At 71.8% G+C, this 13,887-nt stretch carries 15 protein-coding genes; 4 read left to right on the forward strand and 11 right to left on the reverse strand.

The window, feature by feature from the left end:
• Nucleotides 1-3: 3 nt before the first annotated feature.
• Genes Ate02nite_RS41525 through eccD form a run of 5 tightly spaced genes read right to left on the reverse strand, consistent with a single transcriptional unit; the run spans nt 4 to nt 3,678 of the window.
• On the reverse strand, nt 4-390 hold the full coding sequence (locus tag Ate02nite_RS41525) for a hypothetical protein (protein ID WP_203813436.1): 387 nt from the start codon (nt 388-390) through the stop codon (nt 4-6).
• Nucleotides 391-401: 11 nt separating this feature from the next.
• On the reverse strand, nt 402-704 hold the full coding sequence (locus Ate02nite_RS41530) for a WXG100 family type VII secretion target (RefSeq protein ID WP_203813437.1): 303 nt from the start codon (nt 702-704) through the stop codon (nt 402-404).
• Between the two features lie 27 nt (nt 705-731).
• Nucleotides 732-1,028: a WXG100 family type VII secretion target gene (locus Ate02nite_RS41535; RefSeq protein WP_203813438.1), complete on the reverse strand. Its 297-nt coding sequence runs from the start codon at nt 1,026-1,028 to the stop codon at nt 732-734.
• A 13-nt stretch (nt 1,029-1,041) separates the two neighbouring features.
• Nucleotides 1,042-2,319, reverse strand: a complete 1,278-nt coding sequence (eccB, locus tag Ate02nite_RS41540; protein ID WP_203813439.1) for a type VII secretion protein EccB — start codon at nt 2,317-2,319, stop codon at nt 1,042-1,044.
• A 3-nt stretch (nt 2,320-2,322) separates the two neighbouring features.
• Nucleotides 2,323-3,678 carry a type VII secretion integral membrane protein EccD gene (gene eccD, locus Ate02nite_RS41545; RefSeq protein WP_203813440.1) on the reverse strand — a complete coding sequence of 452 codons (1,356 nt, stop codon included), beginning with the start codon at nt 3,676-3,678 and terminating at the stop codon, nt 2,323-2,325.
• Between the two features lie 89 nt (nt 3,679-3,767).
• On the opposite strand from eccD, the gene eccCa reads away from it, so the two are divergent.
• The gene (gene eccCa, locus Ate02nite_RS41550; protein WP_203813441.1) at nt 3,768-7,727 is read left to right on the forward strand and encodes a type VII secretion protein EccCa; all 3,960 of its coding nucleotides are present in this window, start codon (nt 3,768-3,770) and stop codon (nt 7,725-7,727) included.
• On the opposite strand, the gene Ate02nite_RS41555 is transcribed toward eccCa, so the two are convergent.
• Together Ate02nite_RS41555 and Ate02nite_RS41560 are read right to left on the reverse strand one after the other, a co-directional pair.
• Nucleotides 7,672-8,769, reverse strand: coding sequence for a S8 family serine peptidase (locus Ate02nite_RS41555; RefSeq protein WP_203813442.1), 1,098 nt, complete (start codon nt 8,767-8,769; stop codon nt 7,672-7,674). The two genes, eccCa and Ate02nite_RS41555, sit on opposite strands and share 56 nt — an antisense overlap.
• Before the next feature lie 43 nt (nt 8,770-8,812).
• Entirely contained in the window at nt 8,813-9,586 is a 774-nt protein-coding gene (locus tag Ate02nite_RS41560; RefSeq protein WP_203813443.1) for an SAM-dependent methyltransferase, read from the reverse strand.
• 59 nt (nt 9,587-9,645) lie between these two features.
• Between Ate02nite_RS41560 and Ate02nite_RS41565 the strand changes: the two genes are divergently transcribed.
• Complete coding sequence (locus Ate02nite_RS41565; RefSeq protein WP_203813444.1) at nt 9,646-10,356, forward strand: NYN domain-containing protein; 711 nt, start codon at nt 9,646-9,648, stop codon at nt 10,354-10,356.
• A 10-nt stretch (nt 10,357-10,366) separates the two neighbouring features.
• On the opposite strand, the gene Ate02nite_RS41570 is transcribed toward Ate02nite_RS41565, so the two are convergent.
• Genes Ate02nite_RS41570 through Ate02nite_RS41580 form a run of 3 tightly spaced genes read right to left on the reverse strand, consistent with a single transcriptional unit; the run spans nt 10,367 to nt 11,954 of the window.
• Complete coding sequence (locus tag Ate02nite_RS41570; RefSeq protein WP_203813445.1) at nt 10,367-10,768, reverse strand: hypothetical protein; 402 nt, start codon at nt 10,766-10,768, stop codon at nt 10,367-10,369.
• Nucleotides 10,765-11,661: a methyltransferase domain-containing protein gene (locus tag Ate02nite_RS41575; protein ID WP_203813446.1), complete on the reverse strand. Its 897-nt coding sequence runs from the start codon at nt 11,659-11,661 to the stop codon at nt 10,765-10,767. Before Ate02nite_RS41575 ends, Ate02nite_RS41570 begins: the two co-directional genes overlap by 4 nt.
• A complete protein-coding gene (locus Ate02nite_RS41580) occupies nt 11,661-11,954 on the reverse strand; it encodes a hypothetical protein (RefSeq protein ID WP_203813447.1) in 294 nt (97 codons plus the stop codon). The genes Ate02nite_RS41575 and Ate02nite_RS41580 overlap by 1 nt, the downstream gene beginning before the upstream one ends.
• Before the next feature lie 66 nt (nt 11,955-12,020).
• Between Ate02nite_RS41580 and Ate02nite_RS41585 the strand changes: the two genes are divergently transcribed.
• Nucleotides 12,021-12,668: a TetR/AcrR family transcriptional regulator gene (locus Ate02nite_RS41585; protein WP_203813448.1), complete on the forward strand. Its 648-nt coding sequence runs from the start codon at nt 12,021-12,023 to the stop codon at nt 12,666-12,668.
• Here Ate02nite_RS41585 and Ate02nite_RS41590 read toward each other — a convergent pair.
• Nucleotides 12,655-13,284, reverse strand: a complete 630-nt coding sequence (locus tag Ate02nite_RS41590; RefSeq protein WP_239148103.1) for an O-methyltransferase — start codon at nt 13,282-13,284, stop codon at nt 12,655-12,657. The two genes, Ate02nite_RS41585 and Ate02nite_RS41590, sit on opposite strands and share 14 nt — an antisense overlap.
• Nucleotides 13,285-13,337: 53 nt before the next feature.
• On the opposite strand from Ate02nite_RS41590, the gene Ate02nite_RS41595 reads away from it, so the two are divergent.
• Entirely contained in the window at nt 13,338-13,874 is a 537-nt protein-coding gene (locus Ate02nite_RS41595) for an ArsR/SmtB family transcription factor (RefSeq protein ID WP_239148104.1), read from the forward strand.
• Nucleotides 13,875-13,887 lie beyond the last annotated feature (13 nt).

Below are 13,887 nucleotides of genomic sequence, written 5' to 3' on the forward strand. Positions count from 1 at the left end.
CGCTCAGCCTTCCGAGGAGTCCGACGTCGCCGGCGTGTCGGCCCGCGTCGTTACCGCACCGAACTGACTGGCCTCGACCTGGTTGAGGTTCTCCACCCGCTCGGCCTTGGCCAGCGCGACGCCCAGCTTGGTGTCGAGGTCGTCGGTGTTGGTGACGAACCGGTCGACCCGGGTCTGCACCTGCCCGCCCAGCCGCTTGGCCGCGGCATGCAGGCGCACGCCCGCCTTGAACGTCGGCGAACCGCTCAGCACGTTCACGTTGGTGAGTGGCTGGCTGGTGCCGTCGGCGCCACCACCGGCGACGTCCTTGAAGGACTGGCCCATGTCCTGCAGCCAGGTCTGCAGACCCACCATCTCGTCCCGGTCGATCGAGTAGTCGGCGTTCGGCATGCCCGGTCTCCTCAGCCGTAGAAGTTCTGCGCGCTGGCCTGGTCGGCCTGCACGTAGTCGTTGTGGATCTGCTCCAGCTTCTGGCGGCCCAGGGCGAGCGCGTTGTTCATGTTGGTGGCGGCCTCGTCCCACTTGAGCTTGGCCTCACCGAACGCGGCCACCGACATGCCGGAGTTGGTGTTGCTGAACCGGGCGACCTCGGCCTCGAGGTTGTCCAGGGTGGCGCGGATCTTCTTGGTGGCGGCGTCGAGCTCGTCACCGCTCTCGAGCATCGAGTTGTGGTGGACGGAAAAGCCGGAAAGTTCGAACGACATGGGTCTGCTCCTCGGTTTTTTGGAAACTCAGATCCAGGACGCGACCTGGGTGTTGCTCTGCTCGACGCTCTGGCTGCGCTGGTGGTAGTCGGTGGTGCCGGAGTGCAGGCCCTCGAGCGCGGACTTGACCTTGGCGAGCTCCTGCAGCCAGGACGCGACGGCGTTGCGGTAGTTGTTCGAGGCCTCGCCGCTCCAGTGGGTGGCCAGGTAGGTGGCGGCGGACTCGACCGCGTTACCGACGTCGCTGCAGTTCTGGATGGCGTCCTCCATCGCGGTCATGATCGCCGCGTTGGCCTCGTAATTGGTAGTCAACGGCTCGGTCACAGGTGGCTCCTCATCAGATTGCGGCCGGATCGAGCACCGGCCCGGTAGGCAGGACATCAAGCAGTTCCGGCGGGATACCGGCGGCTGCGGCGGGTGCGTAGCCGAGCGCCGTCGCGACGCCGGCCCCGGCGAGGGGGTATTTCACGCCCGCGTCGGTGAGCAAGTAGTAGGAACCGCCCGGGGCGTCCCCGGCGCGAGCCGCCCGGACCAGGCCGCCGGCGCCGGCCGCGACGTGCACGGCGGCCGCCGTCCTGGTGGTGCGGCTGATCCCGGGAGCGTCCCGGACCACGTCCGACGGTCCGATCGCCGGGTCGCCGCCGACCAGCGCGAAGCCGCCGCCGGGCAGCCATTGGGCGCACCACGCGTTCCGGTCCTGCACCGCCCGGGGCAGGGTGGCCGGCAGGTCGGCGAAGTAGGCACCGGACTTCGAGAGCGGCATCTGGGCGACCTCGCCCGGACCGATCTCGGTCGGGGCGTCGGCCGCCGACGACGACATGATGGCGAAGCCGGTGGCAGTCAGCGGGCTGAGGCCGTCGGCCACCTGGACGTAGTAGCGGTCGGGGCTGCCGGCCACCTTCGCCACGTAGAGGCGACCGGCCGGGGCCGGCACGGCGATCTGCGGGCCGGCCGGGACCAGGTCGAGCCAGCTCGCGGCGACCGGGACCGGGTCCTGGTCGAAGCCGAGCGCGCGGGCGATCCGGTCGTCGGCGATCCGCCGCCGGTAACCGCCGATCAGCAGGTAGGTGTCGCCGTTCGAGCTGACCGTCATGGCCTCGTCGGGACCGGCCGGCACGCCCGCCGACGGTCCGATCTCGGCGGTCACCAGCTGCCCGCGCTGGCAGACCGTCCACGGCACGCCGGCCAGGGCGCCGGCCTTGGGCAGGGTTTCCGGGGCGCCGACGATGCCGTACGGCTGGCCGTGCGGCACACCGGACAGCGACTTCGCGGACACCGACACGACCTTCGGGTCGGCGCCGAGCCGCATCCGGATGCTTGTGTAGTTGAGCACCGGCCAGAGCCGGTCCTGCACGTACAGGTAGCGGCTGCCGGTCTCCTTCTCGACGATCAGCACGCCGGGCTGCCGCCAGCTGCTGGAGCCGCCGGGTTTGAAGAAGCCGTAGGCGGCGAAACCGACCACCACGATGGCCGCCACCAGAATCCCGGAGACGGCCCCGGTGATGGTGCGGCGGGACGGGTTCTCCAGGCCGTCCGGCTCGCCGGCGACGAGGGCGGAGTTGAGCCGGCCCAGCACGTACGACTGGGCCTGCACCTGATCACGTCGGGACTGCACGGCTCAGCCCCCGAGCGCCCGGGCGAACCCGTACACGCCGAGCACCGCGAGCAGGACCGGGACCATCGCGACCGTGGTGAGCAGCTGGAGGATGTCGCCGACCCGCCCCCAGTACGGCATCAGCCGGCGGCCGGGCACCTTGCGGCCGAGCACGATCACCACCACCGCCAGGGCCAGCACCAGGGGCACGGCCAGCAGCCGCCATTCCACCGCCGCCAGCGCATATCCGGCCAGGGTCACCAGGCCCGCCGCGGCCGGCACCGCCTGAGCCAGCCGGTGCCACGCGCTGGTCATCGTCCGCGCCGCGGTCAGCCGGGCGGCCGCCGTCACCAGCACCAGTGCCGCCGGAGCCCAGCCGGATTCCCGGGCCAGGAGCACGAGCGACACCGCGACCGGCACCGCGAGCCCGGCGTAGAGGGCGGTCATGTACCGGTCGGTGCGCGCGGCGCCGTGCAGCACCTGCTCGCTCGGTTCCGGGTCGATGTCCTGCTGCAGGTGCTCGGGCTGGGTGGGCAGCGGGGTGAGGCGCTGCCCGGCGAGCCGGAAGGCGGTCAGCGGCACCATCACCGCGAGCAGTGTGCCGGCCACCGCGACGAGCCCGGGGGCGCTGAGCCCGGTGAAGGCCTCGACCGCCGCCCCACCCGCGATCAGCAGCACCGAGGCGAGGAAACCGGCGACGACCGGGCCGCCCCAGCCGACCGCGGCCGCGGTCACCACGGCCACCGCGCCGGCCGTGACCGACGCCGCGAACAGGGCCGGCCCGCCGAAGGACCCGGGCAGGATCAGTCCGGCGAGCGCGCCGAAGCCGATGCCGGCCACCGCGATGATCGCCGCGGCCTGCCGCTCCCCCGCCATCCGGCCGGCCGCGGCCGCCCCGATCACGCAGATCACCGCGGCCACCGCGGCGGTGATCGCGCGGGGCAGCTCCGGGCCGGGCAGCGCGACCGCGACCAGGCCGACCGGCAGCAGCAGGGCCAGCGCGGCCCAGGCCGCCCAGTGGCCCATCTCCGGCCGCCACAGCCCCGACCGGGACCGGCTGCCGGCCGCGATGCCGTCGATCAGGTCGTCGAACGACACCGGCGGGATCTGCTCCGACCGCGGCCGCAGATGCACCGTGTCGCCGTCGCGCAGGCCCAGGTCGGTCACCGACGAGTCCTCGTCCAGCGGCGACTCACCGAGCCGCTGCAGCACCCAGCCGCCGTGCGCCAGGCCGGTGTCGGCCAGGTCCTCGCCGAGGTGGTGCAGCAGGGCCGGCAACAGGTCGGCCAGCACGACCCCGGCCGGCACGGCCAGTTCGATCTGCCGGTCCGGCCCGCACACCACCAACCGGCAGGTTTCGCCGGTATTCACGACTGTCACGCCCTGTTCGACGCGCGACGTGTCGAGGTTGTTCAGAACTTTCTTGCGCGACCGGTGAAGGCCTGCCCCCTCTCGGCCGTTCATAGAGCATGGCCACCGTGTTGTTCCGCCGCCCTGCCCGGCGAGTAGGACCGGAGATGCCCTCCGGTGAGATCAGCCTGCAGGAGCCGCCCGAGCTGCCCGAGGCGCAGTCCGGCGGCATGCGCAGCGCAATGATGTTCCTGCCGATGGCACTGATGTCCGGCGTGATGGTGCTGATGTTCGCGGGCGGTTCGCGCGGCATCACCACCTATCTGATGGCCGGCATGATGGTCGTCGCAATGGGCGGCATGATGATCGGCCAGGTCGCGTTCAGCGGCACCGACCGCAAGAAGAAGCTGGGCGGCGACCGGCGCGACTACCTGCGCTATCTGGCCCAGCACCGCAAGCGCGTGCGCCGGCACATCAACCAGCAGCGAGATGCCTCGCTGTGGCGCCATCCGGCGCCCGATTCGCTGTGGTCGCTGGCCATGACCTCGCGCCGCTGGGAGCGGCGGCCCACCCATCCGGATTTTCTGGAGGTACGGGTGGGGACCGGCACGCAACGACTGGCGGTACGCATCGCGCCGATCCAGACCCGCCCGATCGAGGACCTCGAGCCCCTCGCGGCGAAGTCGCTGCGCCGGTTCGTGAAGGCCTACAGCACCATCGCCGACCAGCCGGTCGCGCTTTACCTGCCCGGTTTCGCGCAGGTCCGGGCGACCGGTGACCCTTCGGCCGTGCGGGCCGTGTTCCGCTCGGTGCTGGCCCAGGTGATGACGCTGCACGCGCCCGAGGAGGTGCGGCTCGCGCTGTGCGTGGACGGTCCCGGCGCCGAGGCCTGGGAGTGGGCCAAGTGGCTGCCGCACGTGCACGGCGACGGCGGGCTGCTGGTCGGCGACGCGATCGACGCGATCGAGCGGGCGCTCGGCGATGACTTCATCGCCCGGCCCCGGCACGAGGCGGGCGCCCAGGTGACCCGCGAGGAGCCGTACGTCATCGTGGTCCGCGACGGCGGCCGGGTGCCCAACGGCGCCCGGTTCGCCTCCACCGGCTACCGCAACGCGGTCCTGGTCGACCTGGACGGCGACGTCAGCAACCCGGTCAAGGGCCAGCTCTGCCTGGAGATCGACGGCGACGAGATCGCCATGCTGCAGCCCGACCGGCTCGGCCAGCAGACCCGCTCGCACCTGGCCTCCCCCGACGCGCTGAGCCTGCCGCGCAGCCGGGCCCTGGCCCGCCTGCTCGCCCCCTACCGGCTGTCGCTGGCCACCGAGGCCGCCCCCGAGCCGACAAGCGTGGATGTCAGCCTGCCGACGCTGCTCGGCCTCACCGACCCGGCCAACCTCGACCTGGCCAAGCTGTGGACGCCGGCCGCGCAGGCCGACCGGCTGCGGGTGCCGATCGGCGTCGACACCACCGGCACCCCGATCGACCTGGACATCAAGGAATCGGCGCTGGGCGGGATGGGCCCGCACGGCATGCTGATCGGCGCCACCGGCTCCGGCAAGAGCGAGCTGCTGCGCACGATCGTGCTGGCGATGGCGGCCACCCACTCGTCCGAGACGCTCAACTTCATCCTTGTCGACTTCAAGGGCGGCGCCACCTTCCTCGGTCTGGAGAGCCTGCCGCACACCTCGGCGCTGATCACCAACCTGGCCGATGAGGCCGCCCTGGTCGGCCGGATGCGCGAGGCGCTGCACGGCGAGCTGGTGCGGCGGCAGGAGCTGCTGCGGGCCGCCGGTGGGTACGCGTCGGTGCTCGAGTACGAACGGGCCCGCACCACCGGGGCCGGGCTGGACCCGCTGCCCAACCTGTTCATCGTGGTCGACGAGTTCAGCGAGCTGCTGGCCGCGCACCGCGAGTTCATCGACCTGTTCGTGATGATCGGCCGGCTCGGCCGGTCGCTCGGCGTACACCTGCTGCTGGCCTCGCAGCGCGTCGACGACGGCCGGATGGGCCAGCTGGAGACCCACCTGTCCTACCGGATCGGGCTGCGCACCTTCTCCGCGATGGAGTCGCGCACGGTGATCGGCGTGCCCGACGCCTATGAGCTGCCGCCCATCCCGGGCAGCGGTTACATCCGCACCGACGTGACCACCCTGATCCGGTTCAAGGCCGCGTACGTCTCCGGCGCGTACCGCAAGAAGGCCGTTCGCGTCCGTCAGGACGTGGTGCGACAGCAGGTCGCGCCGTTCTCCCTGGCCGCGCCTTTGGAAAACGTTGAGCCGGTCCTGGTAGAACCCGAGGTGGAGGACGACGAACCGACCGCCTCGATGCTGGAGGTCATCGTCGACCAGCTGGTCGACAAGGGGCCGCCGGCCCACCAGGTGTGGCTGCCGCCGCTGGAGGACTCCCCCACCCTCGACCAGCTGCTGCCCGCGCTGCAGCCCGACCCGGTCCGCGGCCTGTCCGCCGACGGCTGGCTCGGCAGCGGGAAGCTGACCGTGCCGCTCGGTTACGTCGACAAGCCGTTCGACCAGGCCCGCGACCTGCTCACGGTGGACCTGTCCGGGGTCGGCGGGCACCTCGGCATCGCCGGTCGCCCGCAGAGCGGCAAGAGCACCCTGCTGCGCACCGTGATCTGCTCGCTCGCGCTCACCCACAGCCCGGCCGAGGTGCAGTTCTACTGCCTCGACTTCGGTGGCGGCACGCTCGCCTCGATCGCCGGGCTGCCGCACGTCGGCAGCGTGGCCGGCCGGCTCGACACCGACAAGGTGAGCCGGACGATCGCCGAGATCAACGCGCTGATCGCGGTGCGGGAGCGCAAGTTCGCGGCGCTCGGCGTCGATTCGATGGCCGCGTACCGGCGGCTGCGGGCCGACGGGGTGGTCGACGACGACCCGTACGGCGACGTGTTCCTGGTCGTCGACGGCTGGTTCACGCTGCGCCAGGAGTTCGAGGCGGTCGACGCGGTCGTCCGCACCATCACCGCCCGTGGCCTCAACTTCGGCGTGCACGTGCTGCTCACCGCGAACCGGTGGGCCGAGGTGCACCACGGCATGCGCGACCAGATCGGCGCCAAGCTGGAGCTGCGGCTCGGCGACGCGATCGACTCGGCCATCGACCTGCGGGCCGCGGCCACCGTGCCGGAGCAGCCCGGCCGGGGGCTCACCCCGGCCAAGCTGCACTTCCTGGCCGGGCTGCCGCGGATCGACGGGTTCTCCGACGACACCACCATCTCCGAGGCCGCCCGGGAACTGGCCGCGATGGCCGCCGACTTCTGGACCGGCCCGCCCGCTCCGGCCGTGCGCACCCTGCCGCCGGTGCTGCCGGCCGCCGAACTTCCGGCCGCGAAGGACGACGTGCAGATCGCGCTCGGCATCGACGAGGAGCGGATGCTGCCGGTCTGGCACAACTTCGCCGAGGTGCCGCACCTGACCGCGCTCGGCGACAGCGAGAGCGGCAAGTCCAACCTGCTGCGCCACCTGGCCCGGCAGATCACCGCCCGGTACACGCCGAAGGAGGCCCGCATCATGATCGTGGACTTCCGCCGGCAGCTGTTCGACTCGGTACCGGCCGAATACCGGCTCGGCTACTCGGTGTCGGTGGACGCGGCCAAGGCCACCGTCGCGGACGCGCTGGCCGGGCTCAAGACCCGGATCCCCGGGCCGGACATCACGCCCGAGCAGCTGCGGGCCCGGGACTGGTGGACCGGGCCGCGGCTGTTCGTGCTTGTCGACGACTACGACCTGCTGGCCGGGCTGGACAGCCCGCTGCAGCCGCTCATCCCGTACCTCGCGCAGGGCGCCGACATCGGCTTCCACCTGGTGCTCACCCGGGGCGCGGCGAACGTGATGCGGATGTCGTCCGACCCGCTGATCCGGCGCCTGCAGGAGACCAACAGCCCCGATGTGGCGCTGTCCTGCCCGCCCTCGGAGGGCAGCCTGCTGGGCGGGGTGCGCGGCCGGCATCTGCCGCCGGGGCGGGCGCTGCTGTGCACTCGCCGCGGGGCCCGGCTGATCCAGACCGCGTTCAGCGACCCTTCGGCGCCGGTGGCCAGCCGGCTCGACGCCGCCGCGACTGTCTGATCCAGGCGAGGGCGGCGACCGCTACGGCGGCCGCCGCCACGGCACCGGCCGCGACCAGGGCCGCGATCCTCGGTGCGGCCGGGGTTTCCGGTTCCGCCGGCAGAGCCAGTCTCTCCCGCTGCATGGGTACGGGGCTGGGCTCGCCGGCGGTCGTGGCCACCGCGGCGTACGGGTCAACTGCCCCGAAGCCGTGGGTGGCCGCGTCGGATGCCCGTACCGGATGCTCCGCCGTGGTCTCCAACCGGTGCCGCACCTGATCCGCCGAGAGTTGGGGCCGGGCGGACCGCAGCAGCGCTGCGGTGCCGGCCGTGTACGCGGCCGCCACCGCCGTCCCACCGACCTGATAGTGACCGCTGCCGACCGGGGCGATGCCGAAACCGGCGGCCGGGGCTAGCAGGTCGACCCCGGCGGTGGCGGGGGCGGCCACGGTGGCCTTGCCGTCCGGGGCCTCGCCGTTGACCGCGAGCACGCTCTCGTAGGCGGCCGGGTACCAGACCGGGTTCTCCTTGTCGGCCGAGATCGGGGCGATCACCACGGCGTCGGCGGCCTCGGCCGCCTGGACCGCGTCGCGCAACTCGTCGTCCGGGGTGGTGACCCCGGTACCCAGCATGATGATCTTCGCGTTTCCGGCCAGCGCGGTCTGGATGCCGGCGGCCAGGCCCTGGGCGGTCGGCTTGCCGTCGTCGCCGACGATCCGCACCGGCAGGATCCCGGCGGCCGGAGCGATCCCGACCACCGGCGAACCGTCCACCGGGCGGGCCGCGATCAGCCCGGCCAGCGCGGTTCCCCGGCCTCGGCAGTCGGTGTCGTCCCCGGTGTGCACCGCGCCGGACAGCGCCGGGGCGGCCGCGCTGACCCCGGTGTCCAGCACCGCGACCAGCACGCCGCCGCCGTTGCTCTGGGTCCAGACCGACCGGGCGTCCATCCGTAGCTGACCCCAGGACGCGTTTTCCGCCGTCACCGGGGACGGGCCGGCGCATTCCGAGGTCGGCAGGGATGGTGGCTCGTTACCGGCGGCGGCCAGCAGCGAGAGCGCGAGCATCGTCTTCCACACACCTGGTCTACGGGGGTGGGGCCCGGTTTGTTCAGGGCTTGCGGCCGACCGCGCAGTACTGGTCGATGATCGCTTCGTCCTTTTCCGGCTTTTCTGGCCGCCACTGCGTCACCGACACCACGCCCGGGTCGATCAGTTCCAGGCCGGCGAACAGCTTGGCGATGCGTTCCGGGCTGCGCAGGTGGTACTTCGGTTCGGCGGAGAGGTTCCAGATGCGGGTGGCCTCGCGGTTGTCCTCGGTGGTGTCGCCACCGTCGTACATCGCGAAGTAGCTGCCGCTGGGAAGCGGGGCCAGGAGCCGGTCGATCAGCTCTTTGGCTTCCTCGTCGCTCTCGACGTGGCCGAGCACGCCCATGACCAGAACCGCGGTGGGCTCGTCGAGATCGAGCGTCTTGCCGGCCTCCTGCAAGATCTTTTCCGGCTCGTGCAGGTCGGCGTGCAGATAAGTAGTCGCACCCTCGGGAGTGCTGGTCAGCAGCTGCTGGGCGTGCTCCTGGACCAGCGGGTCGTTGTCCACGTAGACAATCCGGGCATTTGGCGCCGCCGCCTGGGCCACCTCGTGCGTATTGCCGGCCGTCGGAAGCCCGGTCCCGATGTCCAGGAACTGCCGGATGCCTTGCTCAGCGGCGAGAAACCGGACAACCCGCACCAGGTAGTCCCGGGACAGCCGGGCACTGACCGCCAGGGCCGGCAGCGATTGCAGAATCTGGTCCCCCACCGCCCGATCGGCCGCGAAGTTGTCGGTGCCACCGAGCAGGTAGTTCCAGATCCGCGCGGTAAGCGGCACGCCGTTGTCCACCGTCATCCCCTACCTCCATTGTGGAATTTCTTCACCTTAGCCTTGCACGCTGTACGGTGATCGTCATGGACGGCGACACCACCGCCAGGCTGGCAGTTCTCATCGACGCCGACAACGCGCCGCCCGGCATCGCGCCCGCGCTCCTGGCCGAGATCGCCAAGTACGGCACGGCGAACGTGAAACGCGCCTACGGCGACTGGACCGGCACGTCGCTGCGCGGCTGGAAGGAACAGCTGCTGGCCCAGTCGATCCAGCCGATCCAGCAGTTCGCCTACACCACCGGCAAGAACGCCACCGACTCGGCGCTGATCATCGACGCCATGGACCTGCTTTACACCACCAGGTTCGACGGTTTCTGCCTGGTCTCCAGCGACAGCGACTTCACCCGGCTGGCGGCCCGCATCCGCGAGTCCGGCCTGATCGTCTACGGCTTCGGCGAACGCAAGACCCCCAAGCCGTTCGTCTCGGCCTGCGACAAGTTCATCTACACCGAAAACCTGCAGAGCCCCACCGTCCCACCGGCCGCCGAGCCAAAGTCCCTGGCCTCGGTGACGACAATGCTCCGAGACGCCGTCCAGGCCGCCTCCGACGACGACGGCTGGGCCCCCCTGGCCTACGTAGGCAACATCATCGTGAAGCAGCGCCCCGACTTCGACCCCCGCACGTACGGCTACAACAAGCTCTCCGACCTGGTGAAGGCAACAGCGTTGTTCACGACCGAGCGCCGCGCCGTCGGCGACGGCAAGCCGAACGTCCTGTACGTCCGGGCCAGCTGAGTACACCGGCTCACGGCAGGCATTTCATGCCGGGGATGCCGACCGAGAGCTCGGCCCCCGAGCCGCTCAGCACCGTGACCGAGTTGATGTCGCCGGTGTAGGCCACCTCGGCCGCGGTCTCGCAGATCCGCCGGCCGCCGACGGTGTCGTCGTCGCCCAGGCCCGTGTCGACCGTGACGTTGGTGCACTGCCCGTTCACCGTGACAGTGCGCACGTCGGAGCTGGTCAGGTGCTTCTGGACCGTCGCCGCCGCGTCATCGCAGCCGGCGATGCCGGAACTCGCCTCGGGGGCGGCGGGGTTTCCCTCAGGGGCGGAGTGTTTTGTCTCAGGGGCGGCGCCGGAACATCCGGACAGCACGGCGACCGCGAGGATCAGCGCGAGTTTCGGCATGGTGCGAGGGCGAGAGGTCACGGCGTTCGGCTCCGATCAGAGGGGCGGTGCGATACGGGAGTTTCAGCGGTGATCAGCCAGAGCCCGGCGGGCAACCGATAGCCCGTACCGGCCTCGCGGAACCGCTCGAGCAGGCGGGCCGCCCCGGCGCGGGCCGAGGCCCGGGCGGCCGGCCCGGAGTCCCGATAAGCCGCACCGGCCGGGCCCACCTCGATCAGCCACTCGGCAATGCCGCCGGGGTCGTCCGGTGCCGCGAGCACGACGTCGTGCGGGTGGACGGCGACGTCGGTGAAGCCGGCCGCGGCGAACAGGCGGGTCACCCGGGCCGGATCGGCGAAGGCGAACGGCCCCGGCTCGTCGCCGATCGGCAACGGCGGCATCGGTCCCAGGTGGGGCGCCGCGCCGAGCATGGCTGCGGGCAGCCACGGGTTCACCGCACCGTCCCGGAACACGGTCGCGGCCAGTCGTCCGCCCGGGCGTAGCGAGCGCCGGATCGTTGCCAGTCCGGCCGCCGGATCGGCGAGCAGCATCAGGGTCATCCGGGAGTAGGCGGCGTCGAACGGAGCCCCGGGCACGCGGTCGAGGACCTCGATGTCGCCGACCACGAACCGCAGCCCCGGGCCGGCCGCCGCGGCGAACCGGGCCTGCGCCGCCGCCACCATCGCCGCGGCGAGGTCGAGCCCCACGGCGCGGCCGGACGGCGCCACCACCCTCGCGATCTCGGCGGTGGTGCCGCCGCAGCCGCAGCCGACGTCGAGCACCCACTCCCCCGGTCGCGGCCGCAGCCGGTCGAGCGCCACGGCGCCGAGCGGCCGGCCGATCTCGTCCTGGCGGTCGGCGTGCCGGGCCCACCCCGGCGCCGCCCGCGCCCAGAAGGCGGCACCGCGGGCGCGCAGAGCGAGGTTGCCGGGCATCAGAACGGCATTTCCGCGCCGTCGACGCTTGCCGACCGGAACGAGGCGGCCTTGGCCGGGTCGAAGCCTTCCTCCTGGGCGGCCAGGCCGGCCGCCCGGACCAGGCGTTCTGACTGGAACCGGCGGAACGCCGCCTCGTCCGCCCAGATGTTGATGATCCGCCAGCCCTCCTCCGACGGGCCGGCCACGTGCGCCAGCAGGCCCGGCGGCCGGTCCGGGCCGAGGTGTTTCTCGACCTGGCGGTACTCCCGCTCGCTGACTGCGGGCATGTCCTGAACGACGCCGAACGGCATGGCGGCCACCTCTCGCGCAAATTCGATAGAGTAAAGCTCTATCTAATATTGCACTACGCTGCCCGGGTGACTGTCAATCGGCGGTACGTCTCGCCGCGGCGCCAGGAACAGGCTCGGCAGACCCGGCGAGCGATCCTCGACGCCGCGGCCAAACTGTTCGTGGACCCCGGTTACGCCGCCACCCCGCTCACCGCCGTGGCCGCCGAGGCCGGCGTCGCCGTGCAGACGGTGTACGCGGTGTTCGGCAACAAGCGCCAGCTGCTCTCCGACCTCGTCGATGTCACCCTGGCCGGGGACGACGAGCCGGTCGCGCTGCCGGACCGGGCGTTCGTGGCCGAGATCCGGGCGCTGACCGGCCTGCGGGCGAAGCTCGCCCGATTCGCCCGGCATCTCACCGAGACGCATGCCCGGCAGGTCCACGTGATGCTGGCGCTCGCCGGGGCGGCGACCGCCGACGCCGACGCGGCGGCGATCTGGCGCAAGAATCTCGAGGAACGCCGGCGCGGCATGCTGATGTTCGCCGCCGACCTGGCGGCGACCGGTGAGGTGCGGGTGAGTGCGGGCCGGGCGGCCGACGCGCTGTGGCTCGCCCAGGACATCCGCAACTACGACTGGCTGGTCGTCCAGCAGGGCTGGTCGGCCGAGCAGTTCCAACAGTGGTACGTGGACAGCGTCGCGGCGGTTCTCGGCGCCCCCGACCTCAACGCTTCCTGATCAGCGTCACCCCGTCGCGGACCGCGAGCATTACCGACTCGACCCGGTCGTCGTGGACGACGGTTTCGTTGAGCTCTACGACGGCGAAGTGGCCCGGTCGTTCGGGGTTGAGCACGTGGCCGTCCTGCAGGACGTTGTCGATGACCAGCAGTCCGCCCGGGCGCAGGCGCGGGACCAGGGCTTCGTAGTACTGCGGGTAGCCGACCTTGTCGGCGTCGAGGAACGCGAAGTCGATGACCGGGTCGGCGGGCAGCGCCTGCAGGGTTTCGATGGCGGGGGCGATCCGCAGGTCGATGCGCTCGTCGACGCCGGCCCGCTGCCAATACTTACAGGCCAGTGCGGTCCACTCCTCGGACACGTCGCACGCGAGCAACCGGCCGCCGCCGGTCAGGCCCCGGGCGATGCAGAGGGCCGAGTAGCCGGTGAAGACGCCCACCTCGACCGCGTACGCCGCGCCGGTGAGCTGCACCAGCATGGTCAGCAGCCGGCCCTCGTCGGCCGACACCTGCATGCCGGCGGCGTCGGGGAACAGGGCGGTCGTCTCGGCCGCGAGGTCGCGCAGGATGTCGTCGGCGGGCGTGCAGTGGGCTTGAAGATAACTGTCAATGTCTGTCACGCCCCAAGCGTCGACCATTCTCGACGCTTGGGCAACCCCTTTTACTTGAAAAAGTGACGACGATCCTCGACAGTTGGCCGATGCGCGACGAACAGGTGCTCAGCGAGACCAGCCAGTTCAAGGCGCTCGGTCATCCGCTGCGGCACCGCATGCTGGTGGCGCTGCGGCAGCGGCCGGCGACGTTCGCCCAGCTCGCGGCGGCGCTCGGCGCGACCAAGGGCACCATCGGCTACCACGTCAAGATCCTGGAGCAGGCCGGTCTGCTCCGGGTGGCCTACGTCCGGCGGGTCCGGGGCGGCACCGAGCAGTACTACGAGCCGACCAGCCCGCGGCTGCGGATCGCCGGCGACGCTCCGGTCGGGGGCGAGTTCCTGGTCAAGGCCGCGCTGAACGAGATGCTCCCGCCCGAGGAGGGGGAGCCCGAAACGACCGTCCTGCGGCACGTACGGCTGACCACCGCCCAGGCCAGTGCCCTGGTCGCGAGGCTGGAAGAGCTGGGCGACGAGGTCCCCGACCACCCGGCCGGCCGGCCGTACGGCGTACTGCTCAGCCTCTATCGGGCCGACATCCCCGCCCTGCCCGCGGATTGAGTACGGTCGGCGG

Origin of the sequence: Paractinoplanes tereljensis (assembly GCF_016862435.1) — a bacterium.
In the GTDB taxonomy this organism is placed as follows: Bacteria; Actinomycetota; Actinomycetes; order Mycobacteriales; family Micromonosporaceae; genus Actinoplanes; species Actinoplanes tereljensis.

Coding starts and splice junctions, on each gene's coding strand:
- Ate02nite_RS41575 (WP_203813446.1), bottom strand. CDS start 11,661: ATGCCCGGCAACCTCGCTCTGCGCGCCCGCGGTGCCGCCTTCTGGGCG.
- Ate02nite_RS41530 (WP_203813437.1), bottom strand. CDS start 704: ATGTCGTTCGAACTTTCCGGCTTTTCCGTCCACCACAACTCGATGCTC.
- Ate02nite_RS41565 (WP_203813444.1), top strand. CDS start 9,646: ATGGACGGCGACACCACCGCCAGGCTGGCAGTTCTCATCGACGCCGAC.
- Ate02nite_RS41560 (WP_203813443.1), bottom strand. CDS start 9,586: ATGACGGTGGACAACGGCGTGCCGCTTACCGCGCGGATCTGGAACTAC.
- Ate02nite_RS41580 (WP_203813447.1), bottom strand. CDS start 11,954: ATGCCGTTCGGCGTCGTTCAGGACATGCCCGCAGTCAGCGAGCGGGAG.
- Ate02nite_RS41555 (WP_203813442.1), bottom strand. CDS start 8,769: ATGCTCGCGCTCTCGCTGCTGGCCGCCGCCGGTAACGAGCCACCATCC.
- eccCa (WP_203813441.1), top strand. CDS start 3,768: ATGGCCACCGTGTTGTTCCGCCGCCCTGCCCGGCGAGTAGGACCGGAG.
- Ate02nite_RS41525 (WP_203813436.1), bottom strand. CDS start 390: ATGCCGAACGCCGACTACTCGATCGACCGGGACGAGATGGTGGGTCTG.